Origin of the sequence: Streptococcus salivarius (genome assembly GCF_009738225.1) — a bacterium.
GTDB lineage: Bacteria > Bacillota > Bacilli > Lactobacillales > Streptococcaceae > Streptococcus.
The window spans coordinates 2,062,169-2,085,038 of the sequence record NZ_CP018187.1 but is presented as its reverse complement, the minus strand read 5'-3'; the positions used below and the strand labels follow the sequence as shown (position 1 = coordinate 2,085,038).

General features: G+C 38.1%; 21 protein-coding genes. 18 read left to right on the top strand and 3 right to left on the bottom strand.

Features of this window, described 5'->3' with window-relative positions; genetic code table 11:
- Positions 1-101 precede the first annotated feature (101 nt).
- Positions 102-1,352, bottom strand: a complete 1,251-nt coding sequence (locus tag BSR19_RS09560; RefSeq protein WP_060973055.1) for an NAD(P)H-dependent oxidoreductase — start codon at positions 1,350-1,352, stop codon at positions 102-104.
- An 18-nt stretch (positions 1,353-1,370) separates the two neighbouring features.
- Entirely contained in the window at positions 1,371-1,973 is a 603-nt protein-coding gene (locus BSR19_RS09555) for an NADPH-dependent FMN reductase (protein ID WP_002886986.1), read from the bottom strand.
- Between the two features lie 206 nt (positions 1,974-2,179).
- Here BSR19_RS09555 and BSR19_RS09550 point away from each other — a divergent pair, with 206 nt between their 5' ends.
- The 5 genes from BSR19_RS09550 (at position 2,180) to BSR19_RS09530 (ending at position 5,894) form a co-directional block, all read left to right on the top strand.
- A complete protein-coding gene (locus BSR19_RS09550) occupies positions 2,180-2,626 on the top strand; it encodes a dUTP diphosphatase (protein ID WP_002886985.1) in 447 nt (148 codons plus the stop codon).
- Between the two features lie 9 nt (positions 2,627-2,635).
- Positions 2,636-3,103 carry an isochorismatase family protein gene (locus BSR19_RS09545; protein ID WP_060973054.1) on the top strand — a complete coding sequence of 156 codons (468 nt, stop codon included), beginning with the start codon at positions 2,636-2,638 and terminating at the stop codon, positions 3,101-3,103.
- Positions 3,100-4,461, top strand: a complete 1,362-nt coding sequence (gene radA, locus BSR19_RS09540) for a DNA repair protein RadA (protein WP_082759652.1) — start codon at positions 3,100-3,102, stop codon at positions 4,459-4,461. The genes BSR19_RS09545 and radA overlap by 4 nt, the downstream gene beginning before the upstream one ends.
- 88 nt (positions 4,462-4,549) lie before the next feature.
- Complete coding sequence (locus tag BSR19_RS09535; protein ID WP_037598509.1) at positions 4,550-5,245, top strand: TIGR00266 family protein; 696 nt, start codon at positions 4,550-4,552, stop codon at positions 5,243-5,245.
- Positions 5,246-5,396: 151 nt separating this feature from the next.
- Entirely contained in the window at positions 5,397-5,894 is a 498-nt protein-coding gene (locus tag BSR19_RS09530) for a beta-class carbonic anhydrase (RefSeq protein ID WP_002886981.1), read from the top strand.
- Between the two features lie 94 nt (positions 5,895-5,988).
- Here BSR19_RS09530 and BSR19_RS09525 read toward each other — a convergent pair whose 3' ends face one another.
- A complete protein-coding gene (locus tag BSR19_RS09525) occupies positions 5,989-6,342 on the bottom strand; it encodes a DUF3397 domain-containing protein (protein ID WP_060973052.1) in 354 nt (117 codons plus the stop codon).
- Between the two features lie 171 nt (positions 6,343-6,513).
- Between BSR19_RS09525 and rplK the strand changes: the two genes are divergently transcribed.
- From rplK to BSR19_RS09460, 13 genes are all read left to right on the top strand, one after another.
- Positions 6,514-6,939, top strand: coding sequence for a 50S ribosomal protein L11 (rplK, locus tag BSR19_RS09520; protein WP_002885648.1), 426 nt, complete (start codon positions 6,514-6,516; stop codon positions 6,937-6,939).
- A gap of 99 nt (positions 6,940-7,038) precedes the next feature.
- Positions 7,039-7,728 (top strand): 50S ribosomal protein L1, encoded by a 690-nt coding sequence (gene rplA, locus BSR19_RS09515; RefSeq protein ID WP_037598508.1) that lies wholly within the window; start codon positions 7,039-7,041, stop codon positions 7,726-7,728.
- Positions 7,729-7,909: 181 nt separating this feature from the next.
- Complete coding sequence (locus BSR19_RS09510; protein ID WP_060973051.1) at positions 7,910-9,880, top strand: peptide ABC transporter substrate-binding protein; 1,971 nt, start codon at positions 7,910-7,912, stop codon at positions 9,878-9,880.
- A 235-nt stretch (positions 9,881-10,115) separates the two neighbouring features.
- Positions 10,116-11,570 (top strand): glutamate--tRNA ligase, encoded by a 1,455-nt coding sequence (gltX, locus tag BSR19_RS09505; RefSeq protein WP_060973050.1) that lies wholly within the window; start codon positions 10,116-10,118, stop codon positions 11,568-11,570.
- Between the two features lie 465 nt (positions 11,571-12,035).
- The gene (locus BSR19_RS09500; RefSeq protein WP_037600068.1) at positions 12,036-13,343 is read left to right on the top strand and encodes a GHKL domain-containing protein; all 1,308 of its coding nucleotides are present in this window, start codon (positions 12,036-12,038) and stop codon (positions 13,341-13,343) included.
- 55 nt (positions 13,344-13,398) lie between these two features.
- Positions 13,399-14,289, top strand: coding sequence for a histidine kinase (locus BSR19_RS09495; RefSeq protein ID WP_156247043.1), 891 nt, complete (start codon positions 13,399-13,401; stop codon positions 14,287-14,289).
- Positions 14,290-14,310: 21 nt separating this feature from the next.
- Positions 14,311-15,591, top strand: a complete 1,281-nt coding sequence (locus BSR19_RS09490; RefSeq protein ID WP_156247042.1) for a hypothetical protein — start codon at positions 14,311-14,313, stop codon at positions 15,589-15,591.
- Positions 15,592-15,611: 20 nt separating this feature from the next.
- Positions 15,612-16,928, top strand: coding sequence for a GHKL domain-containing protein (locus tag BSR19_RS09485; protein WP_156247041.1), 1,317 nt, complete (start codon positions 15,612-15,614; stop codon positions 16,926-16,928).
- Between the two features lies 1 nt (position 16,929).
- On the top strand, positions 16,930-17,673 hold the full coding sequence (locus BSR19_RS09480; RefSeq protein ID WP_156247040.1) for a response regulator transcription factor: 744 nt from the start codon (positions 16,930-16,932) through the stop codon (positions 17,671-17,673).
- A 941-nt stretch (positions 17,674-18,614) separates the two neighbouring features.
- On the top strand, positions 18,615-19,814 hold the full coding sequence (locus tag BSR19_RS09475) for an argininosuccinate synthase (protein ID WP_037598503.1): 1,200 nt from the start codon (positions 18,615-18,617) through the stop codon (positions 19,812-19,814).
- Positions 19,815-20,140: 326 nt separating this feature from the next.
- Positions 20,141-21,526, top strand: a complete 1,386-nt coding sequence (argH, locus tag BSR19_RS09470) for an argininosuccinate lyase (RefSeq protein WP_037601513.1) — start codon at positions 20,141-20,143, stop codon at positions 21,524-21,526.
- Between the two features lie 84 nt (positions 21,527-21,610).
- Positions 21,611-21,946: a ribonuclease P protein component gene (gene rnpA / locus BSR19_RS09465; protein ID WP_155213332.1), complete on the top strand. Its 336-nt coding sequence runs from the start codon at positions 21,611-21,613 to the stop codon at positions 21,944-21,946.
- A 114-nt stretch (positions 21,947-22,060) separates the two neighbouring features.
- Positions 22,061-22,867, top strand: coding sequence for a membrane protein insertase YidC (locus BSR19_RS09460; RefSeq protein WP_037601519.1), 807 nt, complete (start codon positions 22,061-22,063; stop codon positions 22,865-22,867).
- Positions 22,868-22,870 lie beyond the last annotated feature (3 nt).

Sequence of the window (22,870 nt, the reverse complement as noted above, 5' to 3'; positions counted from 1 at the left end):
ATATGTGGCATGGAGCATGGCAAATGCGCAAGCTCGAGTGAAACTTAATCTAGGATGACCATGAAAAAAAGTCAGGACAGTTGTCCCAACTTTTCCAAGTCTTAATATGAGGATGCTCCAGATGTAGCATCTGCGGCTGGGGCTGCGTCGCCACCATGACCACCCGCATCTGATGCACCAGATGTGGCGTCGCTACCGCCATGACTAGCTGCAGCTGGTGCAAAAGGACCGCTTCCTCCGACAAGGCGTTGACCAGTTGTTTCGAGATACCAGTCAAGCCATGGTTTAAAGTTAAAGACGATTTCATTGATTCCTGCATAAGAACCATCATCATAGTACATAGCCTGATAGTTATGCGTATTAATAACTCCTTCAGGTGACCCTGGAACAATCGTACGAACATATTCTTGGTTACCATTACGAAGTGTACCGATAACCCATTCCACATTTTTCATACGAGCTGGTGGAAGTGAGCCGTGAACAGTTGACATACGGCTACCAGATTGAGGTGGCACACGTTTGGCAAACATAGTGTCAGGATCTTGATGGGCGTTGTTGTAGTAGAGGAACTGGTTGTTATCATCGGCATAGGTCAATTCAAATGGCATAGCCTTGAGGAACATGTCAATTTGATTAACCGTCAAAATACCGTGGTCCAATTTTACGTAGGTATCACCAGATACCGCACCAGTGATTTCAGCTACTTTTTCTACCCACTCTGGATCGTCAGGATCAACTTCGGTAACAGTTGTAGCGATTGGGTTGTTACAATCCAAGTCTTCAGGTTCAATTGGTTTTGGTTTTTTCAATTTAGAAACCACTCCTACATATTGGATGAAATTATCTAAGCACTGTTCAAGGAAGTTAACAGTACCTTCGTTGGTAATGTTTCCCTCAAGGTCAAAGGCTTCTTTAGCCTTTCCAAGCAAGAATTCATTACCTGGAAGTGTATAAGCATTAACACCAGGCGCTTCAAGGATTTTACGCAAATGCACTTGGGCACGTGAAGTCCCTTGATCGTAGTAAGAAGCACCAACAATCATTACAGGCTTGTTTTCAAAAGGGTGCACTTCGAATGATAGCCACTCTAATACTGATTTAAGTGCTGCAGAGATAGTGTGGTTGTGCTCAGGTGTTGCAATGATGACACCGTCAGCGCGTGTAATTTTATTATTAAGTAAGCGAAGTTGGAAACTTTCATCCCATTTTTCATCTTGGTTAAACATAGGGACTTCATCAATTTCTAAAACTTCAAGTTCAAATTTAATTTTAAAATGTCTTCTGATAAATTCGAGCAGTTTACGGTTATATGATTGATCATAATTTGCTCCAACGAGTCCAACAAATTTCATAGTTTATATTCTCCTGTCTTATAGGCTTTCCCAGTCGAAGTCTTCAGCTTCTTTATGTAATAACTCTGTAGCATGTGAGAGTTTACCAGTAATTTTGACGTAGAGACGGAAGTCATCGAAAATAGCATCTAATTTTTTGATGACATCGAGGTCAACTAAATCGCCGTTGCTATCAAAAGCTTGAAGGGAATGTGAAAGCAAGAATTCGTCTGGAAGCACATTAGCTTTGATTTCTGGAGCATTCAAAATTTGACGAAGTTGTAGCTGTGCACGAGAAGCTCCTAGAGTTCCATAAGATGCTCCTGTAATCATAACAGGCTTATTCAAAAGAGGGAAAACACCGTATGAGACCCAAGCTAAAGCATTCATGAGAACAGCTGGAATTGAGTGGTCATACTCAGGTGTTCCAATAATAACCCCATCAGCCTCATCGATTTTTTTAACGATTTCAAGGACACTTTCTGGCAATTGTTTGTTAGCGGGTTTGTTAAAGACAGGGAGGTCTTTGATTTCAACAAGTTCGATGTCTGCCTTATCTGCAAAATGTTTCTGAATATATTGCAATAATTGTCTATTAGTTGAACGTTTTGAATTCGTACCAACAAGTCCGATGAATTTCATGACAATTCTCCTTAAAAGTATTATATCTATTATTATGTTAGCGTTTTCCTGGTTAAAAGTCAATCTTCGTTTAATGAGAAAGTGATTAGACTATTACCTTTGTCATCTTATTTCGAATAGATTATAATGGGATAGATTTAAAAGTCTGAAGCTAGCATGGCTAGTTTTACAAGAATTAATTTATAGATGTATCGAAAGGAAAAATAATGACAAAAATTCGTGGATTTGAACTTGTATCAACCTATACCAATCAGGACTTGCTTCCAAAACGGGAGACAGCCCATGCAGCTGGCTACGACTTAAAGGTGGCAGAGCGCACAGTGATTGCACCAGGAGAAATCGTCCTCGTCCCAACTGGGGTCAAGGCTTATATGCAAGCGGGTGAGGTGCTATATCTTTATGATCGTTCTTCTAATCCTCGCAAAAAAGGTCTGGTCTTGATCAACTCTGTTGGAGTTATTGATGGCGATTACTATGGAAATCCAGGGAATGAGGGTCACATCTTCGCCCAGATGAAAAATATTACGGATCAGCCCGTGACTCTTGAAGTTGGCGAACGCATCGTTCAAGGTGTCTTTATGCCCTTCTTAATTGTAGATGGAGATGAAGCTGACGGTGTTCGTACAGGTGGTTTCGGATCGACAGGGAAATAGAGAAAGAATATGGCAGACTATTTATTAGTTGTAGATATGCAGTCAGACTATGTTGCTGTAGGAAAAGCATATCATGAAGAACTGACTGTAGCTGTAAATGACAAAATTGCCAGCTATCCCAGTGACCGGGTTATCTATATTCTCAATCGTTTTTTCTGGGAGAGAAAAGATAGAAAGAAGAAATTTGCGACCGGCTTGCTGCTTGCATCTTCTCGTATCTTTGAGAAGCGTCGGGCTTCTTGCTTTACCAATCTGGATTTAAAAGAGTTTCTGGAGGGGAATGCTGCTAAAAGCTTAGAGTTTATAGGGGTAGATGGCAATGGCTGTGTCAAGGCTTCCATTTTGGCAGCTGTCAAGGAGAATTATCAGGTTTCTGTTGATTTGTCCGCTGTCGGAGTTGCCAACCAGAAGAAATTAAAAAAAACATTGCATAAGTGGCATTCTGTCGGAGTAATCGTAGAAGGAGAATTATCATAGCAAAGAAAAAATCAACTTTTGTTTGTCGAGAATGTGGCTACAATTCACCCAAATATCTAGGGCGCTGTCCCAACTGTTCTTCTTGGTCCTCTTTTGAAGAAGAGGTTGAGGTGCAGGAGGTGAAAAATGCCCGTGTCAGTTTGACGGGTGAAAAGTCTAAACCAACTAAATTAAAAGAAGTATCCTCAATCAATTATGCCCGCATAAAGACTGATATGGACGAGTTTAACCGTGTTTTAGGTGGCGGTGTGGTTCCGGGCAGTCTGGTTCTTATTGGAGGAGATCCAGGGATAGGGAAATCAACCCTCCTCTTACAGGTGTCAACGCAACTGGCTAACAAGGGTACGGTCCTCTATGTATCTGGAGAAGAATCTGCCGAGCAAATCAAATTGCGGAGCGAACGTTTAGGTGATATTGATAACGAATTTTATCTTTATGCTGAGACCAATATGCAAGCGGTTCGCAGTCAAGTAGAGACCATCAAACCTGATTTCCTCATTATCGACTCTATTCAGACCATCATGAGTCCAGAGATTTCTGGCGTTCAAGGTTCTGTATCTCAGGTTCGTGAAGTCACTGCTGAACTCATGCAGATTGCTAAAACCAATAACATTGCCACTTTTATTGTTGGACATGTGACCAAGGAGGGACAACTGGCTGGGCCACGTATGTTGGAACACATGGTGGATACGGTACTCTATTTTGAGGGGGAACGTCATCATACCTTCCGTATTTTACGAGCAGTCAAAAACCGTTTTGGTTCAACCAATGAGATTGGGATTTTTGAGATGCAGTCTGGTGGTTTGGTAGAAGTGCTAAACCCTAGCCAGGTTTTCTTAGAGGAACGCCTAGACGGTGCCACAGGTTCTGCCATTGTTGTGACAATGGAAGGTAGCAGACCTATCTTAGCTGAAGTTCAAGCCTTGGTGACACCAACCGTCTTTGGTAATGCCAAGCGGACAACGACGGGACTGGACTTTAACCGTGTCAGCCTCATTATGGCTGTTTTAGAGAAACGTTGTGGCCTTCTTCTCCAAAATCAAGATGCCTATCTCAAATCGGCTGGTGGTGTCAAATTGGACGAGCCAGCTATTGACCTTGCTGTAGCCGTTGCGATTGCTTCTAGTTACAAGGAGCTTCCAACCAATCCACAAGAAGCTTTCATAGGAGAAATTGGGTTGACTGGAGAGATTCGCCGAGTAACTCGCATTGAACAGCGTATTAATGAGGCTGCTAAATTAGGTTTTACTAAGATTTATGCTCCTAAAAATTCGCTTCATGGCATGAAGATTCCAGAAGGTATCCAGATCATTGGGGTCACGACGGTAGGAGAAGTACTCAAAAAAGTCTTTTCTTAAAAAAATGCCTCAAAGCCAGAATTTGGAAGCGCTTGCAAAAATACCTGTTCGATGCTATACTTTTCTTAAGAATAGGGAGGTATTTATTATGCAATTTTTTACAGACAGCAACATGCAGTTCCCTTTAGTAGAGTTATCTCTTAATCAAGGTGAAACAGTCTTTATCCAGCGTGGCAGTATGGTATATCACACACCGAATGTGACACTGAGTACCAAATTAAATGCCAGTGGATCAGGTTTAGGTCGCTTTGTAAAAGCAGTTGGGCGTTCAATGGTTTCGGGCGAAAGTAGCTTTATTACTCAGGTTGTCTCGCAGTCCAATAATGGCTATATAGCCTTGGCCCCTGATTCTCCAGGTCAAGTGATTCCACTTTATTTAGGTGAAAAACAGTACCGACTCAACGACGGTGCCTTTCTAGCACTTGATGGCACAGCTTACTATACAATGGAGCTCCAGTCTGTTGGTAAGGCTCTTTTTGGTGGTCAGGGTGGTTTCTTTGTAATGACTACCCAAGGCCAAGGAACTCTCTTGGCAAATGCTTACGGCTCTATTAAAAAAATTGAGCTAAACAATCAAGAAGTGACTATTGATAATGCTCATGTCGTTGCCTGGAGTCAGACACTTGATTATAATATTCACCTGGAAAATGGTTTCTGGCAGTCTATTGGGACAGGAGAGGGTGTTGTTAATACCTTTAGAGGAACAGGTGAAATTTATGTTCAAAGTCTCAATCTTCAAACCTTTGCAGGCTTGCTTAATAGATACTTGCCAAAACGTTCATAATATAAATTGAAGGAGGATGGATGCTTGTTAGCATTTATTCTCCTTTTTTATGTTGCGGACTCAATAGCTGACAAGTTAATAAAAAGATGATAAGATAGTGTGTAAATAATTTGATAGTCAAATTATTTTCTTCATTAGAAAGTGAGTTATTATGTCTTATTTTGAAAACTTTCTCAATGCCAACAAAGCCTATGTTGACCTCCACGGGACAGCCCATCTTCCCTTGAAACCAAAGACTAAGGTGGCTATTGTGACTTGTATGGATTCACGCCTTCACGTTGCTCAGGCCTTGGGGTTGGCCCTAGGTGACGCTCATATTTTGCGTAATGCGGGTGGTCGTGTGACGGAAGATATGATTCGTTCTTTGGTCATTTCTCAACAACAGATGGGGACACGAGAAATCGTAGTTCTTCACCATACAGATTGTGGTGCTCAGACCTTTAAGAACGATGAGTTTACCGCCTATCTCAATAAAGAACTTGGTGTTGATGTTTCTGATCAAGATTTTCTTCCATTCACAGATGTAGAAGAGAGTGTTCGTGAAGATATGGCCATTCTTCGTCAGTCACCGCTTATCCCTGAGGATGTTATCATCTCCGGTGCGGTTTATGATGTAGATACTGGTCGAATGACTCAAGTTCAACCCTAATACCGAAAAGTTAAGCAGGCAAGGTTGCCTGCTTTTTTCATGGTTTGACATAAAAAACTCAGCACACAATAAATCTGCTGAGTTAATCTAGTTCTTAAGAAACAATAAAAATGAGAATCACGGTCCCCAAATAGAAAAGACTGGTGATAAAAAAGCTGATACGCCAGAACAACTTAAGAAAACGTTTAAATTTAAAGGATTGTGTTTTTCTCAGCATTTGAATCGTGATAATTATAGCCGCCAAGGATAATAAAATGGTGATGTAAGGCAAAAAGCTATGGGTAAAGAAACGGGCTGACACAGCAACTAGCTCAATAAAATAAAGAGGGAAGGTAAGGTCAGCAAAATTAAGCCCGAGGTATTTTAAACTGAAGAAGCGGTGGATAATAAAAGCAAAGATAGGTGTTAGAATCAAAAATGCTATAGCAAAGAATTTATATAGAATCATAAGTCTATTTTACCTCGAAAAGCCCTTTATGTAAATTTTTTCCTAAACTTAATAAGAAATTCTTGCATCTAAAAAGAATTTCTGTATAATAGATAAGGTATGTAAAAACATACTTGTGGGAGGTAACAAAACTTACTTACCGCCAAAACCACAATAGGAGGAAATTACAAAATGGCTAAAAAAGTCGAAAACATCGTAAAACTTCAGATTCCTGCTGGTAAAGCGACTCCAGCTCCACCAGTTGGACCAGCTCTTGGTCAAGCCGGAATCAACATCATGGGATTCACTAAAGAGTTTAACGCTCGTACAGCTGACCAAGCTGGTATGATCATCCCAGTTGTTATCTCTGTGTATGAAGATAAATCATTTGATTTCATCACTAAAACACCACCAGCTGCTGTTCTTTTGAAAAAAGCTGCAGGTGTTGAAAAAGGTTCAGGTACTCCAAACTCAGTTAAAGTTGCTTCAGTAACTCGTGCACAAGTACAAGAAATTGCTGAAACTAAAATGCCTGACTTGAACGCTGCAAACATCGAATCAGCTATGCGTATGATCGAAGGTACTGCACGTTCAATGGGATTCACTGTTACTGACTAATTCAGTTAACAAGAAAACCACAGACGTCGTCTCACTTCGCTGAGTGACGTGGAAGATGAAAGTCGTTATGACCACATTACACAAGGAGAAATAATTAACATGGCTAAAAAAAGCAAACAAATGCGTGCTGCTCTTGAAAAGATCGACAGCACAAAAGCTTACAGCGTAGAAGAAGCTGTAGCTCTTGCACAAGAAACTAACTTCGCAAAATTCGATGCTACTGTTGAAGTATCATACAACCTTAACATCGACGTTAAGAAAGCTGACCAACAAATCCGTGGAGCAATGGTATTGCCAAACGGTACTGGTAAAACTCAACGCGTTCTTGTATTTGCTCGTGGTGCTAAAGCTGAAGAAGCTAAAGCAGCAGGTGCTGACTTCGTTGGTGAAGACGAACTCGTTGCTAAAATCAACGGTGGATGGCTTGACTTTGACGTTGTTGTTGCAACACCAGACATGATGGCAATCGTTGGTCGTCTTGGACGTGTCCTTGGACCACGTAACTTGATGCCAAACCCTAAAACTGGTACTGTAACTATGGACGTTGCTAAAGCAGTTGAAGAGTCTAAAGGTGGTAAAATCACTTACCGTGCTGATAAAGCAGGTAACGTACAAGCTATCATCGGTAAAGTTTCATTCGAAACTGAAAAATTGGTTGAAAACTTCAAAGCATTTAACGATGCAATTCAAAAAGCTAAACCAGCTACAGCGAAAGGTGCTTACATCACAAACCTTTCAATCACTACTACACAAGGTGCTGGTATCAAAGTTGATCCTAACTCATTGTAAGAGTAGTAAAGGGCCTATCTTCGGATAGGTTTTTTTCTTGGTCTAAACACGAAATTTGAGTAGAAAATAAAAAATATTCAGAAAGTAGTGTTGCTTTTTCGAATTTATGGTATAATTTAAGCGTATACACATAATTATTGATTTTTGAACTTTTTACGTTGCGAATTTAAGGAGGCAATGAATGAAAAAGAGTAAGGTATTTTTACTGGCAGCCGTAGGCCTGTTATCTGTAGGTGTTTTAACGGCTTGCTCGTCATCAAGTAAGACGTCTGGTAAGACTTATAATTATGTCTACGGTGGCGATCCTGCAACCCTAGACTATCTTGCTACAAACAAGAAAAATATGACGACAGCTGTGAGTAATGGTGTTGATGGTTTGTTTGAAAATGACCAATATGGGAATCTAAAACCTTCTGTAGCCGAAAACTGGTCTGTTTCTCAAGATGGTTTGACATATACTTACAAGATTCGTAAGGGTGTCAAATGGTATACTTCAGATGGTGAAGAGTATGCTGATGTGACGGCTAAGGACTTTGTGACAGGACTTAAACATGCTGCGGATACAAATTCTGAAGCGATTTATTTGCTACAAAACTCAGTTAAGGGCTTGAATGATTACCTTTCAGGTGCCAACAAGGACTTTTCAAATGTAGGTATCAAGGCTGTTGATGATTACACCTTGCAATATACGCTTAGTCAACCAGAACCTTATTGGAATTCAAAATTGACCTACTCTGTTACTTGGCCTGTTAATGGAGAATTCTTGAAATCTAAAGGTAAAGACTTTGGTAAGTCAACAGATCCGACTTCTATTCTCTATAACGGTCCATACCTTCTTAAATCTTTGACAACGAAATCATCTATTGAGTTCACCAAGAATGAAAACTATTGGGATAAGGATAATGTCTTCTTTGATACAGTTAAATTGACTTACGATGATGGTACAGACCAAGAATCCTTGGAACGTAACTTCACAGATGGAGTCTATAACTTAGCTCGTCTATACCCAACTAGTTCAAACTATTCTAAAGTTGAAAAACAGTACAAAGACAATATTTTCTATACACAACCTGGAGCAGCTGTAGAAGGTGTCGGTATTAATATCGATCGTCAAACTTATGGTCATACATCTAAAGAAAATGACCAGCAAAAGACATCAACTAAGACAGCTCTTCTTAACAAAGATTTCCGTCAAGCATTAGGTTTTGCTATTGACCGTACGAATTATGCTGCACAACTTAACGGTAAAGAGGGTGGTAGTACTGCCGTTCGTAATATCTATGTTAAACCAGACTTTGTTCAAGCAGATGGTAAAGATTTCGGAACTATGGTAATGGATCAATTACCAAGCTATGGTGATGAGTGGTCTGGTGTGAATCTTGCAGATAGTCAAGATGGTCTTTATAATCCAGAAAAAGCTAAGGCTGAATTTGCTAAAGCTAAGGAAGCTCTTCAAGCAGAAGGGGTTCAGTTCCCAATCCATTTGGATGTTCCTGTCAATCAGTCAAATAAAATCTTTGTGAATCAAGTGCAGTCACTTAAACAATCTATTGAATCAGCTCTTGGAAAAGATAATGTTGTACTTGATCTTCACCAATTGTCAACTGATGATTTCTATAATATTACCTACTCTGCTTCAAATGCAGCTGCAGAGGATTGGGACTTGTCAGTAGGTGTGGCTTGGGAGCCTGATTACCTTGATCCATCAACTTATCTTGATGTCTTGAAGACTACAAATAGTGAAAATACTAAATCTTTCATGGGTTATGACGATCCAAATAGTCAAGCGGTTCAAAAAGTAGGTCTTAAAGAATATGACCAATTGGTTGATGATGCTTCTAAGGAAACAACAGACTTGACGGCTCGTTATGAAAAATATGCAAAAGCTCAGGCATGGTTGACGGATAGTGCACTTTATATCCCAACGACTACTTATAATGGTGCAGCCGCTGTCATTTCTCGTATTAAGCCATTCTCAGGAGCATATGCTCAAGCTGGTGATAAAGGTTCTACATACTACTTCAAGTATCTTAAATCTCAAGATGATATTGTAACTAAGAAACAATACGACTCAGCTTATAAAGATTGGCTTAAAGAAAGAGCGAAATCTAATGACAAAGCTCAAAAAGATCTTGCTAAACACGTTAAGTAATCTATCGAAAACGTCTACCTTTAGGTAGTCGTTTTTTTAACAAAATTTCTCGAACCACCCCTAGATTGTGATATAATAAGAAAGATTGGTACTCGCTTCTAGATTTTTATTTGGAAAATTTGAAGGCTAGAGTTACCTACGGGTACTTATCGTCTTAAGGTTGTTCCAAAGGGAAGGATTTAGGCTTAATAGGTATCCAAAGACTGAAGAATGAAACATAAAAAGGAGATTTATCTTGGCTAAAGATATTCGCGTTCGTTACGCACCAAGTCCAACAGGGCTACTACACATTGGTAATGCCCGTACAGCATTGTTTAACTACCTCTATGCACGTCATCATGGCGGTACTTTCATTATCCGTATTGAAGATACTGACCGTAAACGTCACGTTGAAGATGGTGAGCGTTCACAGCTTGATAACTTGCGTTGGTTGGGGATTGACTGGGATGAAAGTCCTGAAACACACGAAAATTATCGTCAATCAGAGCGTTTGCCACTTTACCAAAAGTATATTGATCAACTTTTGGCAGAAGGTAAAGCCTATAAGTCATATGTAACTGAAGAAGAGTTGGCCGCTGAGCGCGAACGTCAAGAAGCAGCAGGTGAACCACCTCGTTATATTAACGAGTTTCTTGGTATGACTGAAGAAGAAAAAGCTGCCTACATCGCAGAACGTGAAGCAGCAGGTATTGTTCCTACAGTTCGTTTGGCGGTTAATGAGTCAGGAATTTATAAATGGCATGATATCGTTAAGGGAGATATCGAATTTGAAGGTGGTAATATCGGTGGCGATTGGGTTATCCAGAAGAAAGATGGTTACCCAACTTACAACTTTGCGGTAGTTGTTGATGACCACGATATGCAAATCTCACACGTTATCCGTGGAGATGACCATATTGCCAATACACCAAAACAACTCATGGTTTATGAAGCTCTTGGTTGGGAAGCACCTGAGTTTGGACACATGACCCTTATCATCAATTCTGAAACTGGTAAGAAGTTGTCTAAACGTGATACTAACACCCTTCAGTTTATCGAAGACTACCGTAAAAAAGGTTACCTTCCAGAAGCAGTATTCAACTTCATTGCTCTGCTTGGTTGGAATCCTGGCGGTGAAGACGAAATCTTTTCTCGTGAAGAACTCATTAAACTTTTTGATGAAAACCGTCTAAGTAAGTCACCAGCGGCCTTTGATCAGAAGAAATTGGATTGGATGAGTAACGACTACATTAAGAATGCAGATTTCGATAAGGTCTTTGCTCTTTGCAAACCTTTCTTGGAAGAAGCTGGTCGTTTAACAGATAAAGCTGAAAAATTAGTGGAACTCTACAAACCACAAATGACAGCTGCAGAAGAAATTGTCCCTCTTACAGATCTCTTCTTTGAAGATTTCCCAGAATTGACAGATGCTGAAAAAGAAGTTATGGCTGGTGAAACAGTACCAACAGTACTTGAGGCTTTTAAAGCCAAACTCGAAGCTATGTCTGATGATGAGTTTGTTGTTGAAAACATTTTCCCTCAGATTAAGGCTGTTCAAAAAGAAACAGGAATCAAAGGGAAAAACCTTTTCATGCCAATCCGTATTGCTGTTTCAGGAGAAATGCACGGTCCAGAATTGCCAGACACTATTTTCTTGCTTGGTCGTGAAAAATCAATCAAACATATTGATAAAGTTCTTGCAACATTATAAAAACAAACCCAACAATTGTTGGGTTTTCGAATGCACATAAACAATGTATCAGCAATTAATGGGGTATTACTAAGAGTGTATTTGTAATATAATGATGATATTTCGTAATCATATCATCATTTTCAAAACTTTAAATTAGTTTTATAATAGATTGGTAATAAAAAGTAGGGAGGAGTGAGCATTATGAGAAGATTTGGTTGGTATTTCTACTACGTCATTGGCATGTACCCATAAAAAGAGGTAATGAGTCAGTTAAAGAGCTTAGTTTTTCTAAGCTCTTTTTTATGTTTATGAAAAGTAGGGGATATGGGAAATGGTCTGACGCTCATATTAATAATTGATTGTTCTTAACCAAGAAAAAATAAATTTATATTTTTAGCTTTTTCTAATAGGAATGACGCTAAATTATATATTTATGTTACAATAAAGTAGGTTGATTTTTGAAAGGAAGGGGGGAGTCTAGAGATGATCGTTTTGTTTACGGTTCTACGTCTATTGGCTATTTTAATTGTTAGTCACGATATGTCAGGTTTGCTCAAAACTTGGAAGAGTAAATGCTGGTTTATCGCAGGGAGTCTCTTGCTCTCTCTATTTGTCGGAGGCATTACAGGGTCGCTCTTAGCACTTTTGTTCTGCTATCTTTTCTTAAATAAAATATCAAGTAGTGAAAAGAATTCTTTTCTTTTCACCTTTTTGCCGTGGGTTTTTGTTGAAGTCACCTCGAAACTGCTTCAACTTTACTTTTTCCCATGGATTTTTCAAATTAATTATTTACAGGTCAAGGACACCCCAGTACTTATTGCTCTGTCTTATCTCTTGATTTATCCAATTTTTCATCTGATTGTCAAAGTATTCTTTATTGACTTTGGTGCTCTCAATGTTATGGGAAATAACCATACTTACCAAGTTAGGCAACGCTTATTGGTTGGGGTTACTCTGGCTTATATTGTTTTATCTTTAATTATTTTCTATGCCAGTAACATCTTTCCTTACACAGGCCTCTTTATTTATTTAGCAGGCAGTATTACGATTGTTTACTCCATTCTCTTTATTTTGCTCTTTGCTCAGCTTAATATCTATTCTAAGAGAAGAGTGAAAAACCAGTTGGCCGAAGAAATGGCTAGACATGAGGAAAGTTTAGAGGAATATAGCCACCGTTTAGAAAATCTCTATAATGATATTTCTCAGGTGAAGAAGGATTATCTTGAAGGACTTAAGACAATGGAGGTTAGTATCCAACGTCGAGACTTACCTGCTTTGAAACAAGAGTATGCAGAGCTTTTAGAGAAATCTGGAAATAGCTTAACTTTGTCAAATTATGAATTGTCACGTTTGATCAACTTAGAAATCACGTCTCTCAAGAGTCTCTTTTCTGCTAAAGTGCTTGAGGCAGAGAACTTAGGAATTAAGGTCAATTTGGAGTTACCAGATGTTATATCGTCAACTCAGATAGAGGCCTTAGATTTGGTTGTGATTTCTTCTGTCTTCTTAAACAATGCTATTGAGTCGGCAGTGGATTCTGAAAATCCTACTTTAACCATATCCTTCTTTAAAAATCAAGGTTATCTTATCTTGGTTATTGATAATACAACCAGAGAAGAACGTATTCCTGTGTCAAGGATTTTTGATGAAGGGGTTTCTAGCAAAGGTGAAGGCCGAGGACTTGGTTTGTCTAAGGTCGCAGATATACTTAATCGCTATCCAAAAGTAAATCTTGAGACTCGTAGTTGTGACCATCATTTTACCCAGGTCCTCTCTTTTCAGGATAATTGATAAATCAAAGATAATATTTGTGGAGGATAAGGGAAAATAGAAAGGGGAAAAGCATATGCAACTTGCGATTGATGGTCTTATTGCTTTGGTTGTTGTCGTTTCACATCTTGTGATTTTAGCTAGAATGGCTTATCTAGATGTTTTTACTTACCGTTACATTCCTTATGTAATCGTAGTAACTGCTGTTAAGTGGTTAGCCAAGGTTCTATGGCAAATTGATATTCCAGATGCAATCTATCTCCTAGTCTTTATTTTTCTTGAAAAACCTCAGGCTTTACGAGAAGAAAAGTATTTTTATGCTTTCTATGCCCCTGTCTTTTGGACCTTGATTACAAGTTTCTTTAGTTTTTATCTTTTCCGAGTTTTCTTTAATAAGCCGGTCGAGTTGGTTCCAAACCATTTAGGAATCTTGGCTGTAGATAGTGTTGTTCTTCCCTTCTTTCTAGGCTTGCAAAAAATGTTTGGTTTAGATAGCTTTTTTAAGGAACCATATCAGGACTTGCAGGATAAATATAAGAGCATGCTCTTGCAAGTTGATCATATTTTAATTATCAGTTATCTGCTTATCCTCTTTAAACAGGAGATATTCTCCTTGCTCCTGAGTCAGACCTACCTCCCGGGTTACCCTCAAATTTATATTTGGGTTGGTTTTCTTATACACATGTATATTCTTGTTCGTTTTGTTTCCTACGGTAAAGGTGTTCGTGATAGTAAAATTCTTAGAGAACAAGAGGAGCATTTGAGGAGTCTGGAAGCTTATAATGAAAAAATCGAAACTGCCTATAAGAGTGTACGCTCATTTAAACATGATTATGAAAACATACTCATTAGTATGCAGACAAGTATTGATAGTGGGGATTTTGACCTTATTGAACAAACCTATCAGGATATTTTGAAAAAGGCGGGTCAAGAACTCATTGAAGAAGATGACGAAAATGTCTCTTGAGTATAAACAGGAAATATTATCATGAACTTACAACTTTGGACCATGGTATCCCTTGAAAATAGTATTATTCAAATTATTAGTTTTCATATTACCTGGTTTATTTATAAAAAACTAACAAGGAGCACACTAGCTTACTGGAAAGTATTTTGTTTAAGTCTCTTAGGTATAGTGGTATCACTTGGTAAAGGTGATGGCTTCTATTATCAAGTTGTTATCTTTTTAGCTTTGGCCTTAAAGGAACGTCGGGAACATCGTTTGACGCTCTGGGCAAGCCTCTTTTTTGGAGCTTTCTCGGTTATTTTTACAGATTTATTTGCGACTTTTACCCCATTTTATGTATTCAATAATCTGTTTACAAATATGACTTTAAGTGAGATTCAAGAAAACTTCTTCCTCAAATTGTTATCTTTTGTACTGATTTACCCATTCTTTCTCTATGTCAATTATCTTTCAAGTTCAGATGTTGATAAGGTCAAGGAATTGATTTATTCACGTGGTCGCGAACGTCTGTTGATAGCCGTTGATCTGACCTTTGCACTCTACATTACTTGTAGTACTATTTTGGTATCAACAGGTAGTGATGTGGGAGAGCCAATTTTTATTGCAATGGCAGTTTATCTCCTAATGGTAACAACCTTGAACCGCTATTCTCATAAATTTGTCAGAGAACGCAGTAAGGAAGCTGTGGAGACCTATGTCTATAACTTGGAAGTCTATAATAAACATATTGAGGATCTTTTTACAAAAGTAAAGCCTATTGAAAAAGACTTTGAGAGTCTTTTGGTAGCTCTTGAGACTCCATTGGCTAAAAATCAATTATCAGAGGTTTTATCCGTTTATCATGAGCATTTGAATCATCTTAAACTTGATAATTTGGACTTAAATGATAAGTTGGCTCCTCTGTTCGAGATTCCTTATCCGGTATTAAGAAGTTGGATTGTAAACCAAATCATTCCTTTGGAACAAAAGGGTATCACCGTTAGGTTGGATGTCAACGTTGATGCTTATCCTAACAATTTAAATATTGCAGTTCTTATTAGAGTTTTAGAACGTTGCGTGAACTTAGCTGAAAAACTTTGGGCCAAGGAGCCGGAGACAGATATTGGTTTCCTTATTCAACAGAATGAGGATGGCAATCTCAGCTTTATTCTTGAGAATACCAACCAGGAAGCTGATCCGAAACTAGACGATAGTCTGGCTATTAGTCGTGATTTTGCCCAGTTTTGCTGGTCAAACGGTATCGGTTTAACAAATAAAAAAGAATTATTTAAAACCTATCAAATTGTTACGGTAGGACTATAATCGTAGAAAGGAGGATAACTATGCTAGGTAACATCTTATTTCAAATTTTGATGTTTGTCATCATTTGGGATATCTACTTACGTATTGGTGGGCAAAACACTAATCTTAAAAATCGTATGCTTTATTTGTTATTTGATGTTGCTCTATGCATTTGGGGACAACTCATTGGACGCTATATAGGCATAGTACCTCCCTTAGTAGCCATTGTCACATTGACATTTAGTTATCAACTGAATAAAAGTGTCACTTCTGTAGAGCGCTTTTTTCTAGGTTTTTACCCGGTGGTACTCGTCGATTTGGCAAGACGTTTTTTGGCTACCTTCTTCTTCCCGCCGATACTTGGCATAACTGCTACTACTTTAAACAACAATATTTGGTGGTCTATGGTACCGCTTTCCTTTGTCATGTTGACGGTCAGAATAGTAGATTTTATTTTACGTCTAGACTTTACAGATATCTTGAAAGTTGCGACCCAACAAGAAAAAAAGAACCGTCTGGGTTTGGTCAACATGCTTCTTTTACTTTACTATTTAGTTATCTTTTTGGTGTCGACATTTGATACTTATTTTCCAGAGTTACATCTTGAGAGTAGGTTTCGCGTACCATTGGTAATGGGATATCTCTACTTACTCCTCTTTGTACTAGGAGCTGTGAACCAGTTTGCTAAGGAAAAAATAGAGCAGGATTTGGCCATGAAGCAAGCCAACTATCTTGATGATTTGAAGCGCGAGAATACTAGGGTGGAAGGTTTGTATAGAGACTTGATGCATGTTCGCTCTAACTATAATTTTCTGCTTAATAATTTGAGAGATATCGAAAGAACAGGAGATATTCGTTCTTACAAAAAAGATTTAGTTGATCTTTATGTCAATCGAGATCAGCACAGCTTTTCGACTCAGGTCACAGATTTGGATAATATCCAAAACCCAAGTATTCATAGTCTACTTTCATCAAAATATCATGAAGCTCAGATGTATCGACTCAATATTCATGCAGAGATTCCAGATCCAGTGACTCATAACTATCTAACTGATTTAGATTTAGCTGTTGTTTTGGGTCACCTCATGGATAATGCTATTCATGGTGCTCGTAAAGCCAGTGAGGGTTTCATTAGTCTGGCCTATTTTGATGAAGAAGATTGCCAGAGTTTTATTATTGAAAGTACAATTGCAGATGAGCAAGTTCCACTTTCAATGATGAGTACCCAGACTCCTCATCCTGAGGGTGGTATAGGTGTTAATGCTGTTCAAGATATCTTGGAACGTTATCCGAATACGTCCTTCTCTGTCCGTAGTCAGAATCATAAAATGATGCAAATACTAGAAATGAGGCCCTAATATGAATATTTACATTTTAGAAGATGACTTAATGCAGCAAACACGTATTAGTGACATCATCAGAGAATTGGTTTCAGAGGGCACGTTTTCCGTACGAAAACTTGAAGTTTTTTCTAAACCTCACAAACTATTGTCCAGTATCAACGAAAAGGGCAACCATCAGGTTTTCCTTTTGGATATTGATATTGATGGTGAGCGAAAGAAGGGGCTAGAAGTAGCCTCAGAAATTCGCCAACAAGATGCTAATGCGGTTATTATTTTTGTGACAACTCACTCAGAGTTTGCACCGATTAGTTTTAAATACAAGGTTTCTGCACTAGATTTTATTGATAAGACAGTTTCTAATGCAGAGTTCAAACAACAACTAAAACAAACATTGACTTTTGTAAATCAAAAAGTTGGAGATTTGGATGATGATGAGATATTTGTGTTTGAAACAGCACAGTCTCGAATTCAAGTCCCTATGAGAGATATTTATTACTTTGCGACTGCTGTGACACCTCATAAGGTGATGCTGATTACCAAAACAGAGCGTTTGGAGTTTTATGCCAATCTTGGAGATATTACTTCGGTGAATAAAAAACTCTTTTCTTGTCATCGCTCGTTTTTAGTTAATTTGGATAATATTTCTCGTATTGATAAGACTCAGTTGATGATTTACTTTGAAAATGACGATTCTTGTCCAGTTTCACGTTTGAAAATGAAGGCCTTGCTTAAAAAATGGTCTGAGGTAAAAGAACATTAGTCATTGACTAATGTTCTTTTTAGTCTAAAAAAGTATGTGTATATTTCATGGGTGATTGATTATTTTATAAGTGAGTAAATTCTGTAAAAACACAAAATAGATGTCTTTTAGTGATGAAATTTAGAGATTTATAAAAAAATAACTACAAATAATGCAGTTCAGGATGAAAAAACGACATTCTATGAAATCGTATAGACAATTAAATTGAAAAAAGTTATTATATAATCAAGATATGTGATTCGGAAATGAGACATCGTCAATCTTATTGAAATCTACATACACTTTATGAAAATAAATAATGTACTTTTATATAACTTTTTCCTAATCCCCATTTTTTATTGGCCGCTCGTCCAATTACATATCTTTTTTATAGAAATTAATAGGCTTGAGAAATCAAGCCTTTTTTTCTTTTTAAGAGGATTAGTGCAGATTGGGATAAAAAATACATTCTGTGAGTGAAATTCGACATTTTAGGAAATGAAGATATACATTTTGGGATTGCATGCTATAATGTAATCAAGGTTAGAGAGCAAGAAGAATGTATGGTTTAAGTTAGTCCCTTAAACATAATAATTTCCCTCATTCATTCTATCTAAAATTGCTGTTGTGTTCTCTACCGATGATGCTGTTGTTCAAAAGGTCTGTACTTTGTACAGGCCTTTTGGCATTTTAGAAGATAGATAGTTAAAGATGCTTTTGAGTCTATTTGTATCGTTTCAAGAGTGTTTTTTTATTTTCCACTATTCCTTGCATAAAATTGAATAAAAATTAAGATTTACGCACTTTTAAGGTCGAAAAATAAATAAAAACAAATAAAAACGAAATAAATATAAAAAAATAACAAAAAATTGTTGACAATTGAATAAATATGCAATATAATAAATCTCGTAAGGTTGATAGAGATAGCAACCGCAAGAAAATATAAGAAAAGAGAAAATATTATGTCAAAAGAGAAAGTTATTCTTGCCTATTCGGGAGGTCTTGATACCTCAGTCGCTATTACATGGCTTAAAAAAGATTACGATGTTATTGCTGTTTGTATGGATGTCGGTGAAGGTAAAGATCTTGAGTTCATCCATGACAAAGCTTTGACAGTTGGAGCTATCGAGTCATACGTGCTTGATGTCAAAGACGAGTTTGCTGAAGACTATGTGCTTCCAGCACTTCAGGCTCACGCTTACTATGAACAAAAATATCCTTTGGTTTCAGCGCTTAGCCGTCCAATTATTGCTAAAAAATTAGTTGAGATTGCTCATGAAACAGGAGCAACAACTATCGCTCACGGTTGTACTGGTAAAGGTAATGACCAAGTTCGTTTCGAAGTTGCCATTGCTGCCCTAGATCCAAGTCTTAAAGTAGTAGCGCCAGTGCGTGAATGGAAATGGTCTCGTGAGGAAGAAATTGAGTATGCTAAGGCTAATGGTGTTCCAGTTCCAGCAGACCTTGATAATCCTTACTCAGTCGATCAAAACCTTTGGGGACGTGCTAACGAGTGTGGTGTTCTTGAAAATCCTTGGAATCAAGCTCCAGAAGAAGCTTTTGGAATTACCAATTCACCAGAGTCTGCACCAGATGAAGCTGAATATGTCGATGTAACCTTTAAAGAAGGGAAACCAGTTGCCCTTAACGGTAAAGAAATGAAATTGGCTGACCTTATCCAAGAAATGAATGTTATTGCTGGCAAGCATGGTGTTGGACGTATCGACCACGTTGAGAATCGTCTTGTGGGTATCAAGTCACGTGAAATTTATGAATGCCCAGGAGCTATTGCGCTTTTGACAGCTCATAAAGAAATTGAGGACCTAACTTTGGTACGTGAAGTTTCTCATTTCAAACCAATTCTTGAAAATGAATTGTCAAACCTTATCTACAATGCTTTGTGGTTTAGCCCGGCAACACAAGCTATCATTGCTTATATTAAGGAAACACAAAAAGTTGTTAATGGTATCGCTAAAGTCAAACTTTATAAAGGGCATGCTCAGGTTGTAGCACGTCAATCAGCTAATTCATTGTATGATGAAAACTTGGCTACTTACACATCAGCGGACAGCTTTGATCAGGATGCTGCGATTGGATTTATCAAGCTTTGGGGGCTTCCAACACAGGTAAATTCTCAAGTTAACCATCCGTTTGACAATTAATGACAGATTTCATAAGAAAAGCAGGATATGAGAAGGAAAATTCTTAATATCAGATAAAAGTGGACAGGGAGCCACATCTGATACTCTTTTCTTATAACTTATATTATTATCGTTAAGGCGTTCTGAGAAGCGTCACGAGCCTAAATAAACTACGACTGAGATCGGGATTTAGGAAAACAAGTGTCCAGAGAGACAAATTAAGCTAGACAAATACTATCTAGCTTTTTTCATTTAAGTTATTGTGACCCAAGAGGTCGTTGCTTGTTATAAGTATTAAGAAAGGATGGAAGATTATCTCAGTGTAGGGAAATCTTCAAAATAAAACTATGGCAGAAAATCATAAACTATGGGGCGGTCGGTTCGAAGCTAGTCTTGAAAAATGGGTAGAAGAATTTGGTGCTTCAATCTCCTTTGACCAAAAGATGGCAGAGTTTGACCTTAAAGGGTCTATTGCTCATGTCACTATGCTTGGTGAGACAGGAATTATTACCAAAGAGGAAGCTTTACAAATTAAACAGGGATTGGAAGAGCTGCTTGAGGAATATAAGGCTGGTAAACTAGAATTCGATGTTTCCAATGAAGATATTCATATGAATATGGAGAGCCTTTTAACAGCTAAAATTGGACCAGTAGCAGGAAAACTTCATACAGCACGTTCACGTAACGACCAAGTGGCAACGGATATGCACTTGTATTTAAAAGCCAAACTCGTGGAAGTTATTGAGAAGCTTGATAATTTACGTGGTACTTTAGTCAACCTAGCAGACAAACATACCTACACAATTATGCCAGGCTACACCCACTTGCAGCATGCACAACCGATTTCTTTTGGTCACCACTTGATGGCTTATTACAACATGTTTACACGTGATGCCGAACGTTTTGAATTTAATATCAAGCATACGGATATCTCTCCACTCGGAGCTGCTGCACTGGCAGGAACAACTTTCCCAATTGATCGTAATATGACATCTGACTTAATGGGCTTCGCAAAGCCATATAGCAATTCCTTGGATGCTGTTTCTGATCGTGACTTTATTCTCGAATTCTTGTCAAACTCAAGTATTCTAATGATGCATATGACACGTATTTGTGAAGAAATCATTAACTGGTGTTCTAACGAGTTTAAGTTTGTGACTCTATCAGATACTTTTTCAACAGGCTCTTCCATTATGCCTCAAAAGAAAAACCCAGATATGGCAGAACTAATTCGTGGGAAATCAGGTCGTGTCTATGGCAATCTGATTGGATTATTGACTGTGATGAAGTCATTACCTTTAGCCTACAATAAAGATCTCCAAGAAGATAAAGAAGGTATGTTTGATACGGTAGAAACGATTACTGTTGCTATTGATATTCTCGCAGGTATGCTCAATACAATGACTGTTAACGACAAGCATATGGCAGAATCAACAGAGAAAGATTTTTCAAATGCTACAGAGTTGGCTGATTATCTTGCGTCTAAAGGACTTCCATTCCGTGAAGCACATGAGATTGTTGGAAAACTTGTCCTTGAGTGTACCAAAGCTGGTTATTATCTTCAGGATGTTCCTCTCGAACGTTATCAAGAAGTTTCAGATTTAATTGAAGAGGACATCTATGAGACGCTTAAATCTCATACAGCTGTTGAACGTCGTCATTCCCTTGGTGGAACTGGTTTTGACCAGGTTAAATGGCAAATCAAAGAAGCTCAAAAAGCTCTAAAAAAATAAGTCTCTAAGGCCCTAACCATAAGGTTTTGGGCTTTTTTGCTATTTATGATATAATAGTACTAATTTTGAGTTTGGAGTCGCATTTTGAAAAAATCTTATCGCGTTAAGAAAGAGAAAGACTTTAAAGCATTATTTGATGCAGGACACAGTGTTGCTAATCGAAAATTTGTTGTCTACTGTCTGAATCGTAATCTGCCTCATTTTAGAGTAGGTTTGTCAGTCAGTAAGCGTCTTGGTAATGCGGTTACTCGGAATCGGGTAAAACGTCGTCTACGACATGCACTGATGGACATGTCATCTCAGTTAGAACATCAAGATTTTGTCGTTATTGCTCGCAAAGGTGTCGAAGACTTAAGTTATCAAGACATTTATAGCAATCTCGTTCATGTCTTAAAAATAGCAAAGTTATATAAGGACTAGAAAATTATTTTGCTTCTTTACATTGTAGGATAAACTAAGATCATTCCTGATTTTTGAGATAGTCTTAATGAATGGAAGCAAGCAGTTCTTCATCGTATTAAAAAGGAGTTTTTAGTGAAGAAAAAACTTAATTTATCTATTTTAGGTGCAGGAGTTCTCTTGCTTTTGTCCGCATGTGGACGAAGTGATGTTACAAGTCATTCTACAGGCCTTTGGGAACGTCTCATTTTAATGTTTGGGAAGGCTATTCAAGGGCTCTCATTTGGAGGTTCCATTGGATTAGGGATTATCATTTTCACGATCTTAATTCGTGCGGTAATGATTCCTCTTTATAATCGCCAAATTAAGTCAAGCCGTGAACTACAAGAGTTGCAGCCAGAGTTACGTCGCTTGCAGAGTGAGTATCCTGGACGCGAGAATCGTGAAGCTCTTGCTTATGCACAACAAGATCTTTATAAAGAGCATGGTGTAAATCCTTACGCAAGCTTTGTTCCTCTCTTGATTCAATTTCCTATTTTGATGGCTCTTTATGGAGCGCTCACGCGAGTGCCAGAATTGCGAGAAGGAACATTCCTCTGGGTTGACCTAGGTCAGAAAGACCCTTACTTTATTCTTCCGATTTTGGCGGCTGCTTTCACCTTCCTTTCAACTTGGTTGACCAATAAGGCAGCTAAAGATCGTAGTGCAATGCTTCTTGTTATGAATATCATGCTTCCAATCTTTATTTTCTGGTTTGGAACTCAGATTTCTTCAGGGGTAGCACTTTACTGGGCAGTTTCAAACGCCTTCCAAGTTATTCAGATTTTGGTTTTTAATAATCCGTTTAAAATCATCGAAGAACGTAATCGTTTGGAAATGGAAGAAAAAGAACGTAAAGCTAAGATTCGTCGTGCCAAGAAAAAGGCGCATAAACGTAAATAAGGA